The sequence below is a fragment of the Azospirillum agricola genome, assembly GCF_017876095.1.
Lineage (GTDB): Bacteria > Pseudomonadota > Alphaproteobacteria > Azospirillales > Azospirillaceae > Azospirillum > Azospirillum agricola.
Map to the genome: position 1 here is coordinate 120603 of NZ_JAGINM010000009.1, position 15829 is coordinate 136431.

The window sequence follows — 15829 nt, forward strand, 5'->3', positions numbered from 1 at the left end:
GCAAGCGACCGCCCGGCCGGCGCGCTTGTGAACGCCGCCGCCGCCGCTATACTCGCGCCGCAACGCGAATCCCTCCCCGACACGCATATCACATCAAGGAGCGCCCATGGCCTCGGCCGCCTACGACGTCACCGGCATCGGCAACGCCATCGTGGACGTCATCGCCCACGCCGACGACGCCTTCCTCGCCGCCAACGCCATCGAGAAGGGCGCGATGACCCTGATCGATTCCGCCCGCGCCGAGGAGCTGTACGGCCGCATGGGGCCGGGCGTCGAGGTGTCGGGCGGCTCGGCCGGCAACACCATGGCCGGCATCGCCCTGCTGGGCGGCAAGGGCGCCTACATCGGCAAGGTCGCCAAGGACCAGCTCGGCGACGTGTTCGGCCACGACATCCGCGCCTCGGGCGTCGCCTTCGCCAGCGCGCCGCTGCTTGGCGGCGCGCCGACCGCGCGCTGCCTGATCCTGGTGACGCCGGACGCCCAGCGCTCGATGAACACCTACCTCGGCGCCTGCGTCGAGCTGGGCCCGGAGGACGTCGACGAGGCGCTGATCGCGTCGTCGCAGGTGACCTATCTGGAAGGCTACCTGTGGGACCCGCCCGGCGCCAAGGAGGCCTTCCGCAAGGCGGCCGCCATCGCCCACGCCGCCGGACGCAAGGTGTCGCTGTCGCTGTCCGACAGCTTCTGCGTCCACCGCCACCACGCCGAGTTCGTCGATCTGGTGGAGACGCACGTCGACATCCTGTTCGCCAACGAGCACGAGATCGCCGCCCTCTACGGCACCGACCGCTTCGAGGACGCGCTGGAGGCGGTGAAGCGGCTGGGCAAGACCGCCGCCCTGACGCGCAGCGAGAAGGGCTCGGTCATCGTCTCGGCCGGCTCGGTCGTCGAGGTTCCGGCGGAGCCGGTCGGGCGCGTGGTCGACACCACCGGAGCGGGCGACCTCTACGCCGCCGGCTTCCTGTTCGGCTTCACCCGCGATCTTCCCCCGGCGGTCTGCGGGCGCATCGGCGCCATCGCGGCGGGCGAGATCATCAGCCATGTCGGCGCCCGGCCGGAGGCCGACCTGCGCGCGCTGATCGCCGCCAAGGGCCTGCTGTAACGCGTCCTGCGTCCCAAAATGCAGTTGCGGCGCACCGCGATTGCATTTTGGGAGGCGACCGCGCTCCTACATCTGCCCCTCCACCTCCGGCCGCTCCGGGGTGGTGACCCTCTTCGCCAGCAGATCCGAGGCCGCTTGCGGATCGGGGGCGGCGACCGCCCAGCGCGCCGGCCGGTCGTCGCGCGGCACCGCGAGAAGCCACAGCTTGTCCTTCTCGCCGAAGCGTTCGCTCAGAAGCTCATACTCCCGCCGCCCCTCGCTGCGCAGCGCGTTCAGCCGCGCCTGCGCCGCCTCGACCTCCTCCTGCTTGTCGGCCAGCGCCTTTTCCAGGTGACGCAACGCCCCGTCCTGCTGGCGCACCGAGCGGTGAACGCTGTCGAGGTCGCGCTCCAGATCGGCGTGGCGCTTGTCGAGCGCGGCGCGGCGGCGCCGGACCGTCAGGACATGGCGCGCGGCGCGCGCGGCCGAGGCCAGGATCCAGGCCAGACAGGCCAGGAACAGCAGCGTTTCCAGCACCGGAACCATCAGATCCACGCGGCCGAAGGCGGCGTTCATGACGGGCACTCCAAAACCGTGGCGTCTCCGGCGACGGGCCGCTTCCGCGAAGGCTCCGGCAGCGCCGCGACCGGCATGATCCTTGCTGCTCCCGTGCCCGGATGAGGGAACGGCAGCAATCGGCATGCCAGGAGGCGGCGATGACGATCGAAGGATTTTTAGGAGCGGTCCTGCCGGTCGCGGCGATGTTCGGGGTGACGGCGCAGCTCGCCTTGCTCGGCGTCCGCCGCGGCTGGGAGGCTCTGGCCGGGCTGGACCGGGCGCGCCGGGCGCTCACCCCCCTGCACGAGCGGTGGACGGCGGAGAACGAAGCCCTCCAGGAGGTCCGCCGCAAGGTGGAGGACGCCGAAAAGCGCCTCTCCATCGCCGAGCAGACCCTGCGGCAGACACAGCGCGAGATCGCCAGGACGGAGGGCGCGCCTCCCAGCTTCCTCCACCGCCTGGGCCAGCCCGGACCCGGCGTCCGGCCCTTCCGGGCCGAGGTCAGCTTCGACAGCGCCAGCGCGCGCGCCGTCGGACGCGCGGTCAACCCGGTCTGGTTCCAGGCCAACCGGCTGATCATCCACGCCACCGACCTCGACGCCGCCCGGCGCGAGGCCGACCGCGCCTTTCCCGACAAGGGCGGCTTCATGAAGAGCTTCAACGCCTCCGCCGGCGCCATGGCCCGCGCCTCCTCCGGTCGCTGACCTCAGCGCCCCGGTCGCGCGGCGTCGACCCGGCTTCCGCCGGCCGGCCGGGTCGGGTAAGCTGCCCCACCTTTCCTGGCCGGCGATCCCCTCCCATGCAAGTCTATCTGCCGATCGCCGAGATGTCGGTCAACGCGCTGCTGGTGCTCGGCATGGGGTGGCTGGTCGGCTTCCTGTCGGGCATGTTCGGGGTGGGCGGCGGCTTCCTGATGACGCCGCTGCTGATCTTCATCGGCGTGCCGCCGGCCGTCGCGGTCGGCACCCAGGCCAACCAGCTGGTCGCCGCCAGCGTGTCGGGCGTGCTGGCCCACTGGCGGCGCGGCAACGTCGACGTCAAGCTGGGCGTGGTGATGCTGGCCGGCGGCGTGGTCGGCACGGCGCTCGGCGTCTGGATCTTCGCGATCCTCCAGCGGCTCGGCCAGATCGACATCGCCATCACCCTGTCCTACGTCTTCTTCCTCGGCACCATCGGCGGGATGATGCTGGTGGAGAGCAGCCGCGCCCTCATCCGGCGCCGCGCCCCCACCGCAAGGCGCGGCAAGCTGCACCGCCACATCTGGCTGCACGGCCTGCCCTTCAAGATGCGTTTCCAGCGCTCCAAGCTCTACATCTCGGCGCTGCTGCCGGCGGGGATCGGGCTGGTCGGCGGCATGCTGGTGGCGATCATGGGCATCGGCGGCGGCTTCCTGCTGGTGCCGGCGATGATCTATCTGCTGAACATGCCGGCGGGTCTGGTGGCCGGCACCTCGCTGTTCCAGATCATCTTCACCACCGCCGCCGCCACCCTGTTGCAGGCCGCCACCAACCAGACGGTCGACGCCATGCTGGCCCTGCTGCTGCTGATCGGCGGCGTCACCGGCGCCCAGTCCGGCACCAAGATGGGAAGCCGGCTGCGCGGCGAGCAGGCCCGGCTGCTGCTGTCCTGCATCGTCGTCGCGGTGGCGCTGAAGCTGGCCTGGGATCTCTTCGCCCGGCCGGAGGATCTCTTCACCCTGACCTCGGGAATGACGTGATGGTTTCGCTGTCGAAACGTCGTCTGGTCCAGGGAGCGGCGGCGCTGGGCGGGCTGCTGCTGGGCGGCACGCTGGCGGCGACGGTGTGGGCCCAGCAGCTCGTCGCCGACCTGTCGAGCCACCTGATCGCCATCACCACCGGCTTCACCGGGACCGAGGTCGTGCTGTTCGGCACCACCGACGGGGCGGGCGACGTCGCCATCGTCGTCACCGGCCCGCGCGTGCCCGCCACCGTCCGCCGCAAGGAGCGGATCGCCGGCATGTGGATCAACACCGACAGCGTGCGCTTCGAGCAGGTCCCCAGCTTCTACACGGTGGCGACCAGCCGGCCGCTCGACCAGATCGTCGGCCGCCCGGTGCTGGAGCGCCACCAGATCGGCCTGCCGCAGCTCCAGCTCGGCCCGCGCGAGACGCTGGAGCCCGACGAGCTGGCGGCCTTCCGCGCCGCCCTGATCCGCAACAAGCAGCGCGCCGGCCTCTACGCCCTGACCTTCGGGCAGGTCGCCTTCCTGGGCGACCGGCTGTTCCGCACCAACATCTATTTTCCAGCCAACGTCCCGACGGGGCTGTACAATGTCGAGGCGCTGCTGATCCGCAACGGCGAGGTGGTGAGCGCCCAGACCACGCCGCTGGTGGTGTCGAAGATCGGCTTCAGCGCCGAGCTTTACGACATCGCCCGCCACCGCCCGGTCGTCTACGGGGTGGCCGCGGTGGTCGGCGCGGTCGCGGCCGGCTGGGCGGCGGGCGCCGCCTTCCGCCGCGTGTGAACGACAAAGAAACAAAGGGGGGTTGAGATGACCGAGACGACCGAAACCTCGCCGCCGACCTCGCCGCCGCCGGTGCGCATCTTCCTGGTCGTCGTCGACGACAGCCCGGAGCTGAAGGTCGCGCTGCGCTACGCCTGCCTGCGCGCCCGCAAGTCGGGCGGCAAGGTGGCCCTGCTGACCGTGCTGGAGCAGGGCGAGATGCAGCATTGGCTGGCGGTGGAGAATTTGATCCGCGAGGAGCAGCGCAACGAGGCCGAGCTGATGCTCCAGAAGCTGGCCCGCGAGGTCAACCAGCTCACCGGCACCCTGCCGGCGCTCTACGTCCGCGAGGGCAACCCGCACGAGGAGGTGCTGGCCCTGATCGCCGAGGAGCCGAGCATCTCCATCCTGGTGCTGGCCGCCGGCACCGACCCGGAGGGGCCGGGGCCGCTGGTCTCCTACTACACCGGGCGGGGGCTGGGGAAACTGCGCATCCCGCTGACCATCGTGCCGGGCGGCCTGAGCAACGACGCGCTGGACGCAATCACGTAAGGATGGGGGCGGGGGGTTCCCGCCATCCCCTCACACCGTCTTGGTGTCGAGCGCGTAGCCGGCCGACCGCACGGTGCGGATCAGGTCCAGCTCGGTCTCCTCGTTCATCGCCTTGCGCAGGCGGCGGATGTGGACGTCGACGGTGCGCGGCTCGACATAGACGTCGTGGCCCCACACCAGATCGAGAAGCTGCTCGCGCGAGAAGACCCGCCCCGGATGCTGCATGAAATGGCGCAGCAGGCGGAATTCGGTCGGGCCGAGATGCACGTCGCGGCCGTTGCGCCGCACGCGGTGGGCCGCCAGATCCATCGTCACGTCGGCGAACTGGAGCGTCTCGTCGGTCATCCCCGGCGAGGCGCGGCGCAGCACCGCGCGCATGCGGGCGACCAGCTCGGTCGGCGAGAAGGGCTTGGTGATGTAGTCGTCGGCGCCGGAGTTCAGGCCGCGCACCCGGTCGCCCTCCTCGCCGCGCGCCGTCAGCATGATGATCGGGATGTCGCGGGTCTTGGCGTTGCGGCGGAGCTGGCGGCAGACCTCCAGCCCGCTCATCAGCGGCAGCATCCAGTCGAGCAGGACGATGTGCGGGGTCTGCTCGCCGGCCAGCAGCAGGGCCTCCTCGCCGTCGGTGGCGGTGGCGACGCGGAAGCCCTCTTTCTCCAGATTGTACTTCAGCAGGGTAACGATGTCGGCCTCGTCCTCGACGACGAGGACGAGCGGCTTCAACGCCGCGTTCATGGTGGCTCCGTTCACTGCGCGCGGCTCGACATTACCCAGCATCTTCGCTTCCTTCAACACGACAGGCTCTTCATGAGCCCCTCCCCACGAGGGGAGAGGGGCTGTCCATGGACAAGGATCAGCCGTAGCGGCCGGTGATGTAGCCCTGGGTGCGCTCGTCGCGCGGGTTGGTGAAGATTTCCTCGGTGTCGTCGCACTCCACCATGTCGCCCAGGTGGAAGAAGGCGGTCTTCTGCGAGACGCGGGCCGCCTGCTGCATGTTGTGGGTGACGATGACGATGGTGAAGTTCTCGCGCAGCTCGTCGATCAGCTCCTCGATGTGCGCGGTCGCGATGGGGTCGAGCGCCGAGCAGGGCTCGTCCATCAGGATCACCTCGGGGCTGACGGCGATGGCGCGGGCGATGCACAGGCGCTGCTGCTGGCCGCCGGACAGGCCGGTGCCGGGCTCGCGCAGGCGGTCCTTCACCTCGTTCCACAGGCCGGCGCGCTGGAGCGACTTCTCGACCACCTCGTCCAGCTCGTCGCGGCCCGACGCCATGCCGTGGATGCGCGGGCCGTAGGCGATGTTGTCGTAGATCGACTTCGGAAACGGGTTCGGCTTCTGGAACACCATGCCGACGCGGGCGCGGAGCTGCACGGCGTCGATCGACCTGCCGTAGATGTCCTCGCCGTCGAGCGCGATCAGGCCCTCGACCCGGCAGTTCTCGATGGTGTCGTTCATCCGGTTGAGGCAGCGCAGGAAGGTCGACTTGCCGCAGCCCGACGGGCCGATCAGCGCCAGCACCTTGTTTTCCTGGATCTCGACGTTGATGCCCTTCAGCGCCTGCTTGGCCCCGTAGAACACCTTGACGTCGCGGGCGATCATCTTGTTCGGCACGGCCGGGGCCGAGCGCGCGGCGGCCGGGGCGCCGGTGTGGGTCTGGGTATGGACGCTCATGGCTTACCACCGCCTCTCGAATTTCTTGCGCAGGAAAACGGCCAACCCGTTCATCAGGATCAGGAAGCCGAGCAGGATCATGATCGCCGCCGAGGTGCGCTCCGTGAAGGCGCGCTCGGGGCTGTCGGCCCACATGTAGATCTGCACCGGCAGCACGGTGGCGCTGTCGGTCCAGCCGTGCGGGATGTCGACGATGAAGGCGACCATGCCGATCATCAGCAGCGGCGCCGTCTCGCCGAGCGCGCGGGCCATGCCGATGATGGTGCCGGTCAGGATGCCGGGCATCGCCAGCGGCAGCACATGGTGCGTCACCGTCTGCAAGGGCGAGGCGCCGATGCCCAGCGCCGCCTCGCGGATCGAGGGCGGCACCGACTTCAGCGCGACGCGGGCCGAGATGATGATGACCGGCAGGGTCATCAGCGCCATCACCAGGCCGCCGACCAGCGGCGCCGAGCGCGGCAGGCCGAAGAAGCCGAGGAACACCGCCAGGCCGAGCAGGCCGAAGATGATCGACGGCACGGCGGCGAGGTTGTTGATGTTGACCTCGATCAGGTCGGTCCACTTGTTCTTCGGCGCGAACTCCTCCAGGTAGACCGCCGCGGCGATGCCGATGGGAACCGACAGCGACATGGTGACCAGCAGCGTCAGCAGCGAGCCGACGATGGCGCCCCAGATGCCCGCCTGCTCGGCCTCGCGGCTGTCGCCGGCGCTGAACAGGGTGGTGTTGAAGCTCTGCACCAGCGCGCCCTTGGCGACCAGCGCGTCGACCGCGGCGATCTTGGCGTCGTTCAGACGGCGCTCGGCCTCGGGGCCGCTGCGGGTGAAGTAGCCCTTCACGAACTGGTCGACCTCGTCGTCCGCGCGCACCCAGACGGTCCGGGTGGTGCCGACGATGGACGGGTCGCGCGTCACCATCGCCTCCAGCTCGTACGGGGCGCCCGACGACAGCAGCTCGTTCAAGGTGCGCCGCGCGCCGCGCTCGGTGATCTCCGGGAACTGCGCGTAGAGCCCCTGGCGCAGGATGGCGGTGTAGTTCCGCTCCTCGACCTGGGCCTTGTCGAAGGTCACCTCGACGCGGACCTGCGCCTGCCAGAAGGCGGTGTAGCCCTTGGTGACGATCGAGCTGAGCAGCACCACCAGCATCAGCGAGGCGATGGCGATGGCGGCGATGCCGGCGATCTTGAAGTTCCGCTCGGCGGCGTAGCGGGCGCGCAGCCGGCGGGCGAAGGCCTCGCTCTGGTAATGGGATTTGGCGGCGGTGACGGACATGGCCCGCGTATCCTGTTGCACGAGATCAGTCATATTTCTCTCGATACTTCTGGACCACCCGCAGGGCGACCATGTTGAGGGAGAGCGTGACGAGGAACAGCACGAGGCCGAGGCCGAAGGCCGACAGCGTCTTGGGGCTGTCGAACTCCTGGTCGCCGACCAGCAGCGTGGCGATCTGCGTCGTCACCGTGGTGACCGCCTCCAGCGGGTTGGCCGTCAGGTTGGCGGTGAGGCCGGCGGCCATCGTCACGATCATCGTCTCGCCGATGGCGCGGCTGACCGCCAGCATCACCGCGGCGACGATGCCGGGCAGCGCGGCCGGCAGCACGACCTGGCGGATCGTCTCCGACTTGGTGGCGCCGAGGCCGTAGGAGCCGTCGCGCAGCGACTGCGGCACCGCGTTGATGACGTCGTCCGACAGCGAGCTGACGAAGGGGATGATCATCACGCCCATGACGATGCCGGCCGACAGCGCCGATTCCGAACTGACGTCGAGGCCGAGATTCTGACCCATCGTGCGGACGAAGGGCGCCATGGTCAGGGCGGCGAAGAAGCCGTAGACCACGGTCGGGATGCCGGCCAGGATCTCCAGGATCGGCTTCAGCCAGGTGCGGACGGTCGGGTTGGCGTATTCCGACATGTAGATGGCGGACATCAGCCCGATCGGCACGGCGACGACCATGGCGATCACGGTGATCAGCAGCGTGCCGGCGAAGAGCGGGATGGCGCCGAAGGAGCCCGACGAGCCGACCTGGTCGGCGCGCATCGCCATCTGCGGGCTCCAGTGGGTGCCGAACAGGAACTCCAGCGGCGACACGGCGGAGAAGAAGCGCAGCGCCTCGAACAGCAGCGACAGCACGATGCCGACGGTGGTCAGGATGGCGACCATCGAGCAGACGATCAGCGCGATGCTGACGACCCGCTCCACCCGGTTGCGGGCGCGGAGATCCGGGCCGATGTGCTGGCGCCCGTAGGCCAGCCCGAGCGCCGCGAGGCTGGAGCCGATGACCAGCAGGCTCCAGCCGCTGATGGCGTGCAGCGCGTTGTAGTGCTTGGCGGCGGCGGCGACGTCGGGATCGGACTCGCGTCCGGTCGAGATGCCGTGGGCGATGTTGAGGATGTCGGCCTTGAGCAGGCTGAGGCTCTGGGTGTCGCCGGTCGTCAGGCGCGACGGCAGGGAGGCCAGGACCATCTGCATGACCAGCCAGCCTTCCGACGCGGTCCACAGCACGAACAGGAACAGGGCCGGCAGGCCGGCCCACAGCGCGACGTAGAAGCCATGGTAGGAGGGGACGGAATGAAGCTCGACGACGCGCCCGCCAACGGAGGCGGCCGCCCGCGTCCGGCCCATCTGGAAGCCGATCACGGTGAGCAGGGCCAATATCAGGACAAGAACGGTGATCTGCATGCGGAACCGCCGGGGCGAGGGCGAAGGTCGGGGGGCGAAGGTCGGGGGCGAAGAGACTGCCCGCCTCGATAAGGCGGGCGGCGGCCCCGATCAAGGCCGCCGCCCGCGCGTCACGGCAGGATCAGAGCTGCAACGGCGTCAGGTTCATGGCCGAGGTGCGGGCCGCGTCGCGGGCGTCCTTCGGCTCGGCGATCAGGCCCTTGTCGGACAGGTAGCCGTCGTCGCCGACCGCGCGCTCCGAGGTGTACTCGGCGATGAACTCGCGGATGCCGGGGATGACGCCGGCGTGCGCGTTCTTCACGTAGACGTACAGCGGACGCGACAGCTCGTACTTGCCGCCGGCGACGTTCTGGGCGGTCAGCTCGACGCCGTCCATCTTGGCGGCCTGGAGCTTGTCGCGGTTCTGGTCGATGTAGCTGTAGCCGAACACGCCGAAGGCCGACGGGTTGGCGTTCAGCTTCTGGACGATCAGGTTGTCGTTCTCGCCGGCCTCGACGTAGCCGCCGTCCTCGCGGATGGTCATGCAGGCCTTCTCGAAGGCCTTGTCGTCGGTGACGATCTTCTTGACCTCGGGAACCTTCTTGCAGCCCTCGAGCATGGCCAGCTCGTTGAAGGTGTCGCGCGTGCCCGAGGTCGGGGGCGGGCCGAGCACCTCGATCTCGGCGTTGGGCAGCTTCGGATCGATGTCCGACCACTTCTTGTAGGGGTTGGCGACCATCTTGCCGTCGACCGGCACGTCCTTGGCCAGCGCCTTCCAGATGACGGCGGTGGTCAGCTCGACCGCCGGGGCCTTCTTGGAGTAGGCCAGCGCGATGCCGTCGAAGCCGATCTTCAGCTCGGTGATCTGCGTGACGCCGTTGGCGGCGCACTGCTCGACTTCCGACTTCTTGATGCGGCGCGAGGCGTTGGCGATGTCCGGGTGGGCCGGGCCGACGCCGGCGCAGAACAGCTTCAGGCCGCCGCCGGTGCCGGTCGACTCGACGACCGGGGTCTTGAACTTGCCGCCCTTGCCGAAGGCCTCGGCGACGGCGGTGGTGAAGGGAAACACGGTCGAGGAGCCGACCGCGCGGATCTGGTCGCGCGACTGGGCCTGGACGGTGCCGGTGGCGGCGACGGACAGAGCCACGGCGGCGGCCGCGGTGAAGACGTGCTTCCTGGTGATCACGGGTAATCCCTCCGATGAACCGGTGGCCGATGGCCGGTGGAGTTGGGGCGCGGCCCGTTGGCCTTGCGCCGGGTTGCGGCCGGGTCCGTGCCCGGTCGCGTTGGGCCGGACCTTAGTCGGGGAGGGCGACGCAATGATTACGGTTCAATGACAGTTTCGTGACGGCGACCGCCGAATGTCCTAGCCGGCCGTCCGCCGTTCCGCCGGCACGGCGGCGCCGTCGGCGACGGAAGGCAGGGAGGGGGCGGCGGCGGGCAGATAGACGGTGAAGGCGCTGCCCACCCCGACCTCGCTCTCGATGGTCAGCCGGCCGCGATGACGGTTGAGGATGTGCTTGACGATGGCCAGCCCCAGCCCGGTGCCGCCCATCGCCCGCGAGCGCGCCGCGTCGACCCGGTAGAAGCGTTCGGTCAGGCGCGGCAGGTGGGTGCGGGCGATGCCCTCGCCCTGGTCGCGCACCGCCACCGACACCATGGCGGTGCCGCCGCGGCCGCCCCGCCGCCCGGCGGCGGGCAGGCCGGTGAAGCCAACCGCCGCCCCGTCGACCAACGCCGCCGACACCGTCACGTCGGTGTCCTCGCGGGTGTACTTGATCGCGTTGCTGACCAGATTGAGGAAGACTTGCGTCAACTGGTCCTCGTCGCCGATGACCGCCGGCAACCCCTCCGGCGTGTCCAGCCGCAGGCGGATCCGGCGCTGGGCGGCCTTCAGCTCCAGGCTGGCGATGACGTTCTCCAGCTCCTCCACCACGTCGACGCGGCCGTTCGGCGGCATGTGCTCGTCCAGCTCGATGCGCGACAGCGACAGCAGGTCGCTGACCAGGCGGGTCATCCGGCTGGCCTGATCCTGCATGATCGAGAGGAAGCGCTCCTGCGCCTCGGAATCGTCGCGGGCGGGACCGCGCAGCGTCTCGATGAATCCCAACAGCGAGGACAGCGGCGTGCGCAGCTCGTGGCTGGCGTTGGCGATGAAGTCGGCGCGCATCTGCTCGGACCGGCGGGCGGCGGTGACGTCGTGCAGCGTCAGGATCGCCATGCGCGCGACGGTCGCGGCCGGGGCCGGAGCCTCGGTTTCGGCGTCCGGATCCAGCCCCAGCCCCAGCCCCACCCCCGGATCCGGGGCGGGCAGGGTGCGCTGGAACGGCTTCACCTGCGCCTCGAAGCTGCGCTCCACCGGAACCGGCAGGGTGAACTCGATGACGCGGGAGGCACCGCCGCGCAGCACGGAATCCACCGCCTCCAGGACGTTCGGGTTGCGCAGGGTCGAGGCCAGCTCCCGCCCGACCACCTTGTCGCCGAACAGGCCGCGCGCCGCGAGGTTGGCGCGGGTCACCTGCCGCTCGGCGTCGATCAGCAGCAACGGGTCGTGCAGCGCGTCGAAGATGGAATCGTTGGCGTCGAGCTGCGCCTGGACCCGTTCGGTCCGCCGCGCCCCCAGCCGTTGCAGCCGGGCGACGGCGGCGGTCAGGCCGGCCAGCGCCGACGGAACGCCGGGCGGGGTCGCCGGGACGTCCCCGCTTTCCCCGCCGAGCCGGTTGGCATAGTCGGTGACGGCGGCGATGTCGCGGTGATAGCCCCGCGCCGCCAGGACCGCCCCGGCCAGCCCCAGCGCCCCGACCCCGAAAGCCGCGAGGCCGGACAAGCCGCCGGTGCGAACCGCCAGCGCCAGGACGGCCAGCAGAGGCGCCAGCATCAGGATGAGGGCGAGGATCAGGCGGGGGGACGGCATCGCCTTGAGGCGCATGGGCGGCACCGGGTCGGGGGAGGGGAGGAACGATCCGCCCTTCTACACCATCACGAAAGCCCGTGCGCGACGGTCAAAAAAGATTCACATCGCGCGGCATCCCGGATCCGGCGGCGTTGACTCCGGTAAAATGGACGTTCATTCTATTATAATGGAAAACACCGGATCGACCATCGACGCGCGCCTCGCCGCCCGACTGCGGGGACTGCGGGGCGAGCGCAACCTCACCCTCGACGGACTCGCCGCGCGGGCCGGCGTCAGCCGCTCGATGATCTCGCTGATCGAGCGCGGCCAGAGCAGCCCGACCGCCAGCGTGCTCGAACGGCTGGCCGCCGGCCTCGGCGTGACGCTCGCCTCGCTGTTCGCGGAGGAGGAGCGGCCCGACGCGTCCCCCGTCGCCCGGCGGGCCGACCAGACCGTCTGGCGCGATCCGGAGAGCGGCTATCTGCGCCGCAACCTGTCGCCCCCGGGTTTCCCGTCGCCGATCGAACTGGTCGAGGTGGTCCTGCCGCCCGGCACCCGCGTCGCCTACGACAGCGCGCAGCGCGCCGCCGCCGTCCACCAGCAGCTCTTCATCCTGGAGGGGGAGATCACGCTGACGGTGGGCGACGACCTCCACCGGCTGGCGGCCGGCGACTGTCTGGCGATGCGGCTCGACCGGCCCACCCGCTTCCACAACCCCGCCACAATCCCGGCACGCTACCTCGTGGCCCTCACCACCGAAACCGCGCCGGCCGGGCAGGGCGACGCCAAACGCCGAGGAGTCTCTCCATGAACGAAGACAGCCCCCGCATCCGCCGGCTCGGCGCCGAGGAGGCGGCTCGCCGGAACACCGAACTGGCCGGGCTTCTCATCGATTGCGTGGAGGGCGGGGCCTCCGTCGGATTCCTGCTTCCGGTCGACCGGGAAAGGACCGGCGCCTTCTGGCGCATGGTCGCCGAGGGGCTGGCCGCCGGCACCCGCATCCTGCTGGTCGCCGAGGACCGGGCGGACGGCAGCCTGCTGGGCACCGTGCAGATCGTGCTCGGCCAGCCGGAGAACCAGCCGCACCGTGGCGACCTGTCCAAGATGCTGGTCCATCGCCGCGCCCGGCGGCGGGGAGTCGGCGCCGCCCTGATGAACGCCGCCGAAGAGGCGGCGCGCTCGGCCGGCAAGACCCTGCTGGTGCTCGACACCTCGACGGAGGAGGCCGAACGCCTGTACGAGCGCGCCGGCTGGGTGCGGACCGGAACGGTCCCCGGCTACGCCCTCATGCCCGACGGCCGTCCCGGCCGGACGACCTTCTTCCACAAGCATCTCTGAGTTCGAAAGGCACACCCGTCATGACCGGGCTTGGCCGGGCATGACGGGTGGAGTGCCCAAGCCCCCCTCGGAGGGCGGAGCCGTCCTTACCAGGGCAGCGAGTCGTGCGCCGCCAGCGCGGCGGCCGTCACGATGTCGTTGACCGACGAGCCCATGCTGACGATCTGCGCCGGCTTGTCCAAACCGATCAGCAGCGGGCCGATCATCTGCCCGCCGGCCATCTTGTTCAGCAGCTTGGCCGAGATGTTGGCCGAATGCAGGCCCGGCATGATCAGCACGTTGGCCGGGCCGGACAGCCGCGAGAAGGGGTAGACCCGCTTCATCAGGGTGTAGTCCAGCGCGACGTCGGCCGACATCTCGCCGTCATACTCGAAATCGACGCGGCGGTTGTCGAGGATCGCCGCCGCCTCGCGCAGCGGGTCGGTGTTCGGGTGCGGCGTCTGCCCGAAGTTCGAGAAGGAGAGCAACGCCACGCGCGGCTCGTGCCCCATCTGGCGGGCCTTGGCGGCGGCGCCGATGGCGATGTCGGCCAGCGTCGCCCCGTTGGGACGCACATGCACCGTGGTGTCGGCGATGAAGACGGTGCGGTTGCGCGTCACGAAGACGTGCAGGCCGAACACCGGCTCGTTGGCCTTGGGATCGATGACCCGGCGGATCTCCTCGAAGGCGACGCCGAAGCTGCGGGTCAGGCCGGTCACCATGGCGTGGGCGTCGCCCTGTGCCACCATGCAGGCGGCGAAGACGTTGCGGTCCTGGTTGACCATCCGCTGGCAGTCGCGCAGCAGCCCGCCCTTGCGCTGCAAACGGCGGTACAGGTGATCGCTGTAGCGGCGGTTGGCGTCGGACAGGCGGGCGTTGTGGATCTCGAACTGGACGTTCGGCTGGCCCATCGCCACGAGCTGTTCCCGGATGACCTCCTCGCGGCCGATCAGCACCGGCGTGCCGTAGCCGCCGGAGCGGAAGGCCATGGCGGCGCGGATGGTGCGCTCCTCCTCGCCCTCGGCGAAGACGACGCGGCGCGGGTTGGCCCGCACCTTCTCCAGGATCAGTTCCAGGCTGTCGGCGGTCGGATCCAGGCGGGTGCGCAGGGAATGCCGGTAGCCCGAGATGTCGACGATCGGCTTGCGCGCCACCCCGGATTCCATGGCGGCCTGCGCCACGGCGGCCGGGACGGTGACGATCAGGCGCGGGTCGAAGGGCACCGGGATGATGTAGTCCGCGCCGTAGCGCAGGCGGCGGCCGGAATAGGCGGCGTCGACCTCGTCCGGCACGTCCTCGCGCGCGAGCGCCGCGAGCGCCTTGGCGGCGGCGACCTTCATCGCCTCGTTGATGGTGGTGGCGCGGACGTCGAGCGCGCCGCGGAACAGGTAGGGGAAGCCGAGGACGTTGTTGACCTGGTTCGGGTAGTCGGAACGTCCCGTCGCGACGATGGCGTCGGCGCGCACCGCCTTGACCTCCTCCGGGGTGATCTCCGGGTCGGGGTTGGCCAGCGCGAAGATGATCGGCTTGGCCGCCATCGACTTGACCATCTCCTGGGTCATCGCCCCCTTGGCCGACAGGCCGACGAACACGTCGGAGCCGGCGACGGCCTCCTCCAGCGTCCGCTTGTCGGTGTCCACCGCGAAGGAGGACTTCCACTGGTTCATGCCCTCGGTGCGGCCGCGATAGACCACGCCCTTGGTGTCGCACAGGATGATGTTCCCGCGCGGCACGCCCATGGTGCAGAACAGCTCGGCGCAGGCGATGCCCGCGGCGCCGGCGCCGTTCACCACCATCGTGACGTCCTTGATGTTGCGCCCGGTGATGTCGCAGGCGTTGATCAGGCCGGCGGCGGCGATGATGGCGGTGCCGTGCTGGTCGTCGTGGAAGACCGGGATGTCGAGCAGCTCGCGCAGCCGCTCCTCGATGATGAAGCAGTCGGGCGCCTTGATGTCTTCCAGATTGATGCCGCCGAAGCTGGGGCCGAGGAAGCGCACGCAGTTGACGAACTCGTCGACGTTCTTGGTGTCGACCTCCAGGTCGATCCCGTCGACGTCGGCGAAGCGCTTGAACAGCACCGCCTTGCCTTCCATCACCGGCTTGCCGGCGAGCGCCCCCAGGTCGCCCAGCCCCAGCACCGCCGTGCCGTTGGAGATGATGGCGACGATGTTGCCCTTGGCGGTGTAGTCGTAGGCGAGCGACGGATCCTCGGCGATGCGCAGGCAGGGAACCGCCACGCCGGGGGAGTAGGCGAGCGCCAGGTCGCGCTGGGTCGTCAGCGGCTTGGTCGGGGTGATCTCCAGCTTGCCGGGGCGCCCGCTGGAATGCAGCAGCAGGGCTTCCTCGTCGGTGACGCGCTTGGTCTCGGACATGGGGTGTCGTGTTCCTCAACGGATGTCTGATGCCCGCCGGTCGTCTTTGATCCTGAAGCGGTGGCGCTGCCGACGGTGGGGGCCGGATGTTAGTCTCCCGATGCACCACTCGCCAAGCCCGCTATCGCACGAATCATGCAAAAACCCCTGTATCTACGACATATCACGTCATGTCAGCGCTAACCTGTGCCGCTTTTTTCCCCATCCTCCCGCCTTACGCATGCCCCGGATGCGAGGCTGGACGCGATGGGGCGGAGCCGGTAGC

Annotated in this window: 15 protein-coding genes; 7 read left to right on the forward strand and 8 right to left on the reverse strand. The window is 69.9% G+C overall.

Annotated features, from left to right (window positions below):
* Nucleotides 1-106: 106 nt before the first annotated feature.
* Entirely contained in the window at nt 107-1102 is a 996-nt protein-coding gene (locus J2847_RS15360) for an adenosine kinase (protein ID WP_209779803.1), read from the forward strand.
* Between the two features lie 66 nt (nt 1103-1168).
* On the opposite strand, the gene J2847_RS15365 is transcribed toward J2847_RS15360, so the two are convergent.
* Nucleotides 1169-1657: a hypothetical protein gene (locus tag J2847_RS15365; protein WP_209779804.1), complete on the reverse strand. Its 489-nt coding sequence runs from the start codon at nt 1655-1657 to the stop codon at nt 1169-1171.
* A 140-nt stretch (nt 1658-1797) separates the two neighbouring features.
* Between J2847_RS15365 and J2847_RS15370 the strand changes: the two genes are divergently transcribed.
* The 4 genes from J2847_RS15370 to J2847_RS15385 all read left to right on the forward strand — a co-directional run bounded on the left by J2847_RS15370 (nt 1798) and on the right by J2847_RS15385 (nt 4654).
* Nucleotides 1798-2343, forward strand: a complete 546-nt coding sequence (locus J2847_RS15370) for a hypothetical protein (RefSeq protein ID WP_209779805.1) — start codon at nt 1798-1800, stop codon at nt 2341-2343.
* A 95-nt stretch (nt 2344-2438) separates the two neighbouring features.
* Nucleotides 2439-3356, forward strand: a complete 918-nt coding sequence (locus J2847_RS15375) for a sulfite exporter TauE/SafE family protein (RefSeq protein WP_085555516.1) — start codon at nt 2439-2441, stop codon at nt 3354-3356.
* Nucleotides 3356-4123: a TIGR02186 family protein gene (locus J2847_RS15380; protein WP_209779806.1), complete on the forward strand. Its 768-nt coding sequence runs from the start codon at nt 3356-3358 to the stop codon at nt 4121-4123. Before J2847_RS15375 ends, J2847_RS15380 begins: the two co-directional genes overlap by 1 nt.
* Before the next feature lie 27 nt (nt 4124-4150).
* Nucleotides 4151-4654, forward strand: coding sequence for a universal stress protein (locus J2847_RS15385; RefSeq protein ID WP_085555518.1), 504 nt, complete (start codon nt 4151-4153; stop codon nt 4652-4654).
* A gap of 30 nt (nt 4655-4684) precedes the next feature.
* On the opposite strand, the gene phoB is transcribed toward J2847_RS15385, so the two are convergent.
* The 6 genes from phoB to J2847_RS15415 form a co-directional block, all read right to left on the reverse strand.
* On the reverse strand, nt 4685-5389 hold the full coding sequence (gene phoB, locus J2847_RS15390) for a phosphate regulon transcriptional regulator PhoB (protein ID WP_209779931.1): 705 nt from the start codon (nt 5387-5389) through the stop codon (nt 4685-4687).
* A 118-nt stretch (nt 5390-5507) separates the two neighbouring features.
* Nucleotides 5508-6326: a phosphate ABC transporter ATP-binding protein PstB gene (gene pstB, locus J2847_RS15395; protein ID WP_209779807.1), complete on the reverse strand. Its 819-nt coding sequence runs from the start codon at nt 6324-6326 to the stop codon at nt 5508-5510.
* 3 nt (nt 6327-6329) lie between these two features.
* Complete coding sequence (gene pstA, locus J2847_RS15400; protein ID WP_209779808.1) at nt 6330-7628, reverse strand: phosphate ABC transporter permease PstA; 1299 nt, start codon at nt 7626-7628, stop codon at nt 6330-6332.
* Nucleotides 7621-9003, reverse strand: a complete 1383-nt coding sequence (gene pstC, locus J2847_RS15405; protein WP_209779809.1) for a phosphate ABC transporter permease subunit PstC — start codon at nt 9001-9003, stop codon at nt 7621-7623. The genes pstA and pstC overlap by 8 nt, the downstream gene beginning before the upstream one ends.
* Nucleotides 9004-9124: 121 nt before the next feature.
* A complete protein-coding gene (locus J2847_RS15410; RefSeq protein ID WP_411800589.1) occupies nt 9125-10165 on the reverse strand; it encodes a PstS family phosphate ABC transporter substrate-binding protein in 1041 nt (346 codons plus the stop codon).
* 183 nt (nt 10166-10348) lie between these two features.
* Nucleotides 10349-11911 carry an ATP-binding protein gene (locus J2847_RS15415; RefSeq protein ID WP_209779811.1) on the reverse strand — a complete coding sequence of 521 codons (1563 nt, stop codon included), beginning with the start codon at nt 11909-11911 and terminating at the stop codon, nt 10349-10351.
* A 130-nt stretch (nt 11912-12041) separates the two neighbouring features.
* Here J2847_RS15415 and J2847_RS15420 point away from each other — a divergent pair, with 130 nt between their 5' ends.
* Nucleotides 12042-12686, forward strand: coding sequence for a helix-turn-helix domain-containing protein (locus J2847_RS15420; RefSeq protein ID WP_233474552.1), 645 nt, complete (start codon nt 12042-12044; stop codon nt 12684-12686).
* Nucleotides 12683-13213 carry a GNAT family N-acetyltransferase gene (locus J2847_RS15425; RefSeq protein ID WP_209779812.1) on the forward strand — a complete coding sequence of 177 codons (531 nt, stop codon included), beginning with the start codon at nt 12683-12685 and terminating at the stop codon, nt 13211-13213. Before J2847_RS15420 ends, J2847_RS15425 begins: the two co-directional genes overlap by 4 nt.
* Nucleotides 13214-13299: 86 nt before the next feature.
* On the opposite strand, the gene J2847_RS15430 is transcribed toward J2847_RS15425, so the two are convergent.
* A complete protein-coding gene (locus J2847_RS15430; protein WP_209779813.1) occupies nt 13300-15564 on the reverse strand; it encodes an NADP-dependent malic enzyme in 2265 nt (754 codons plus the stop codon).
* Nucleotides 15565-15829 lie beyond the last annotated feature (265 nt).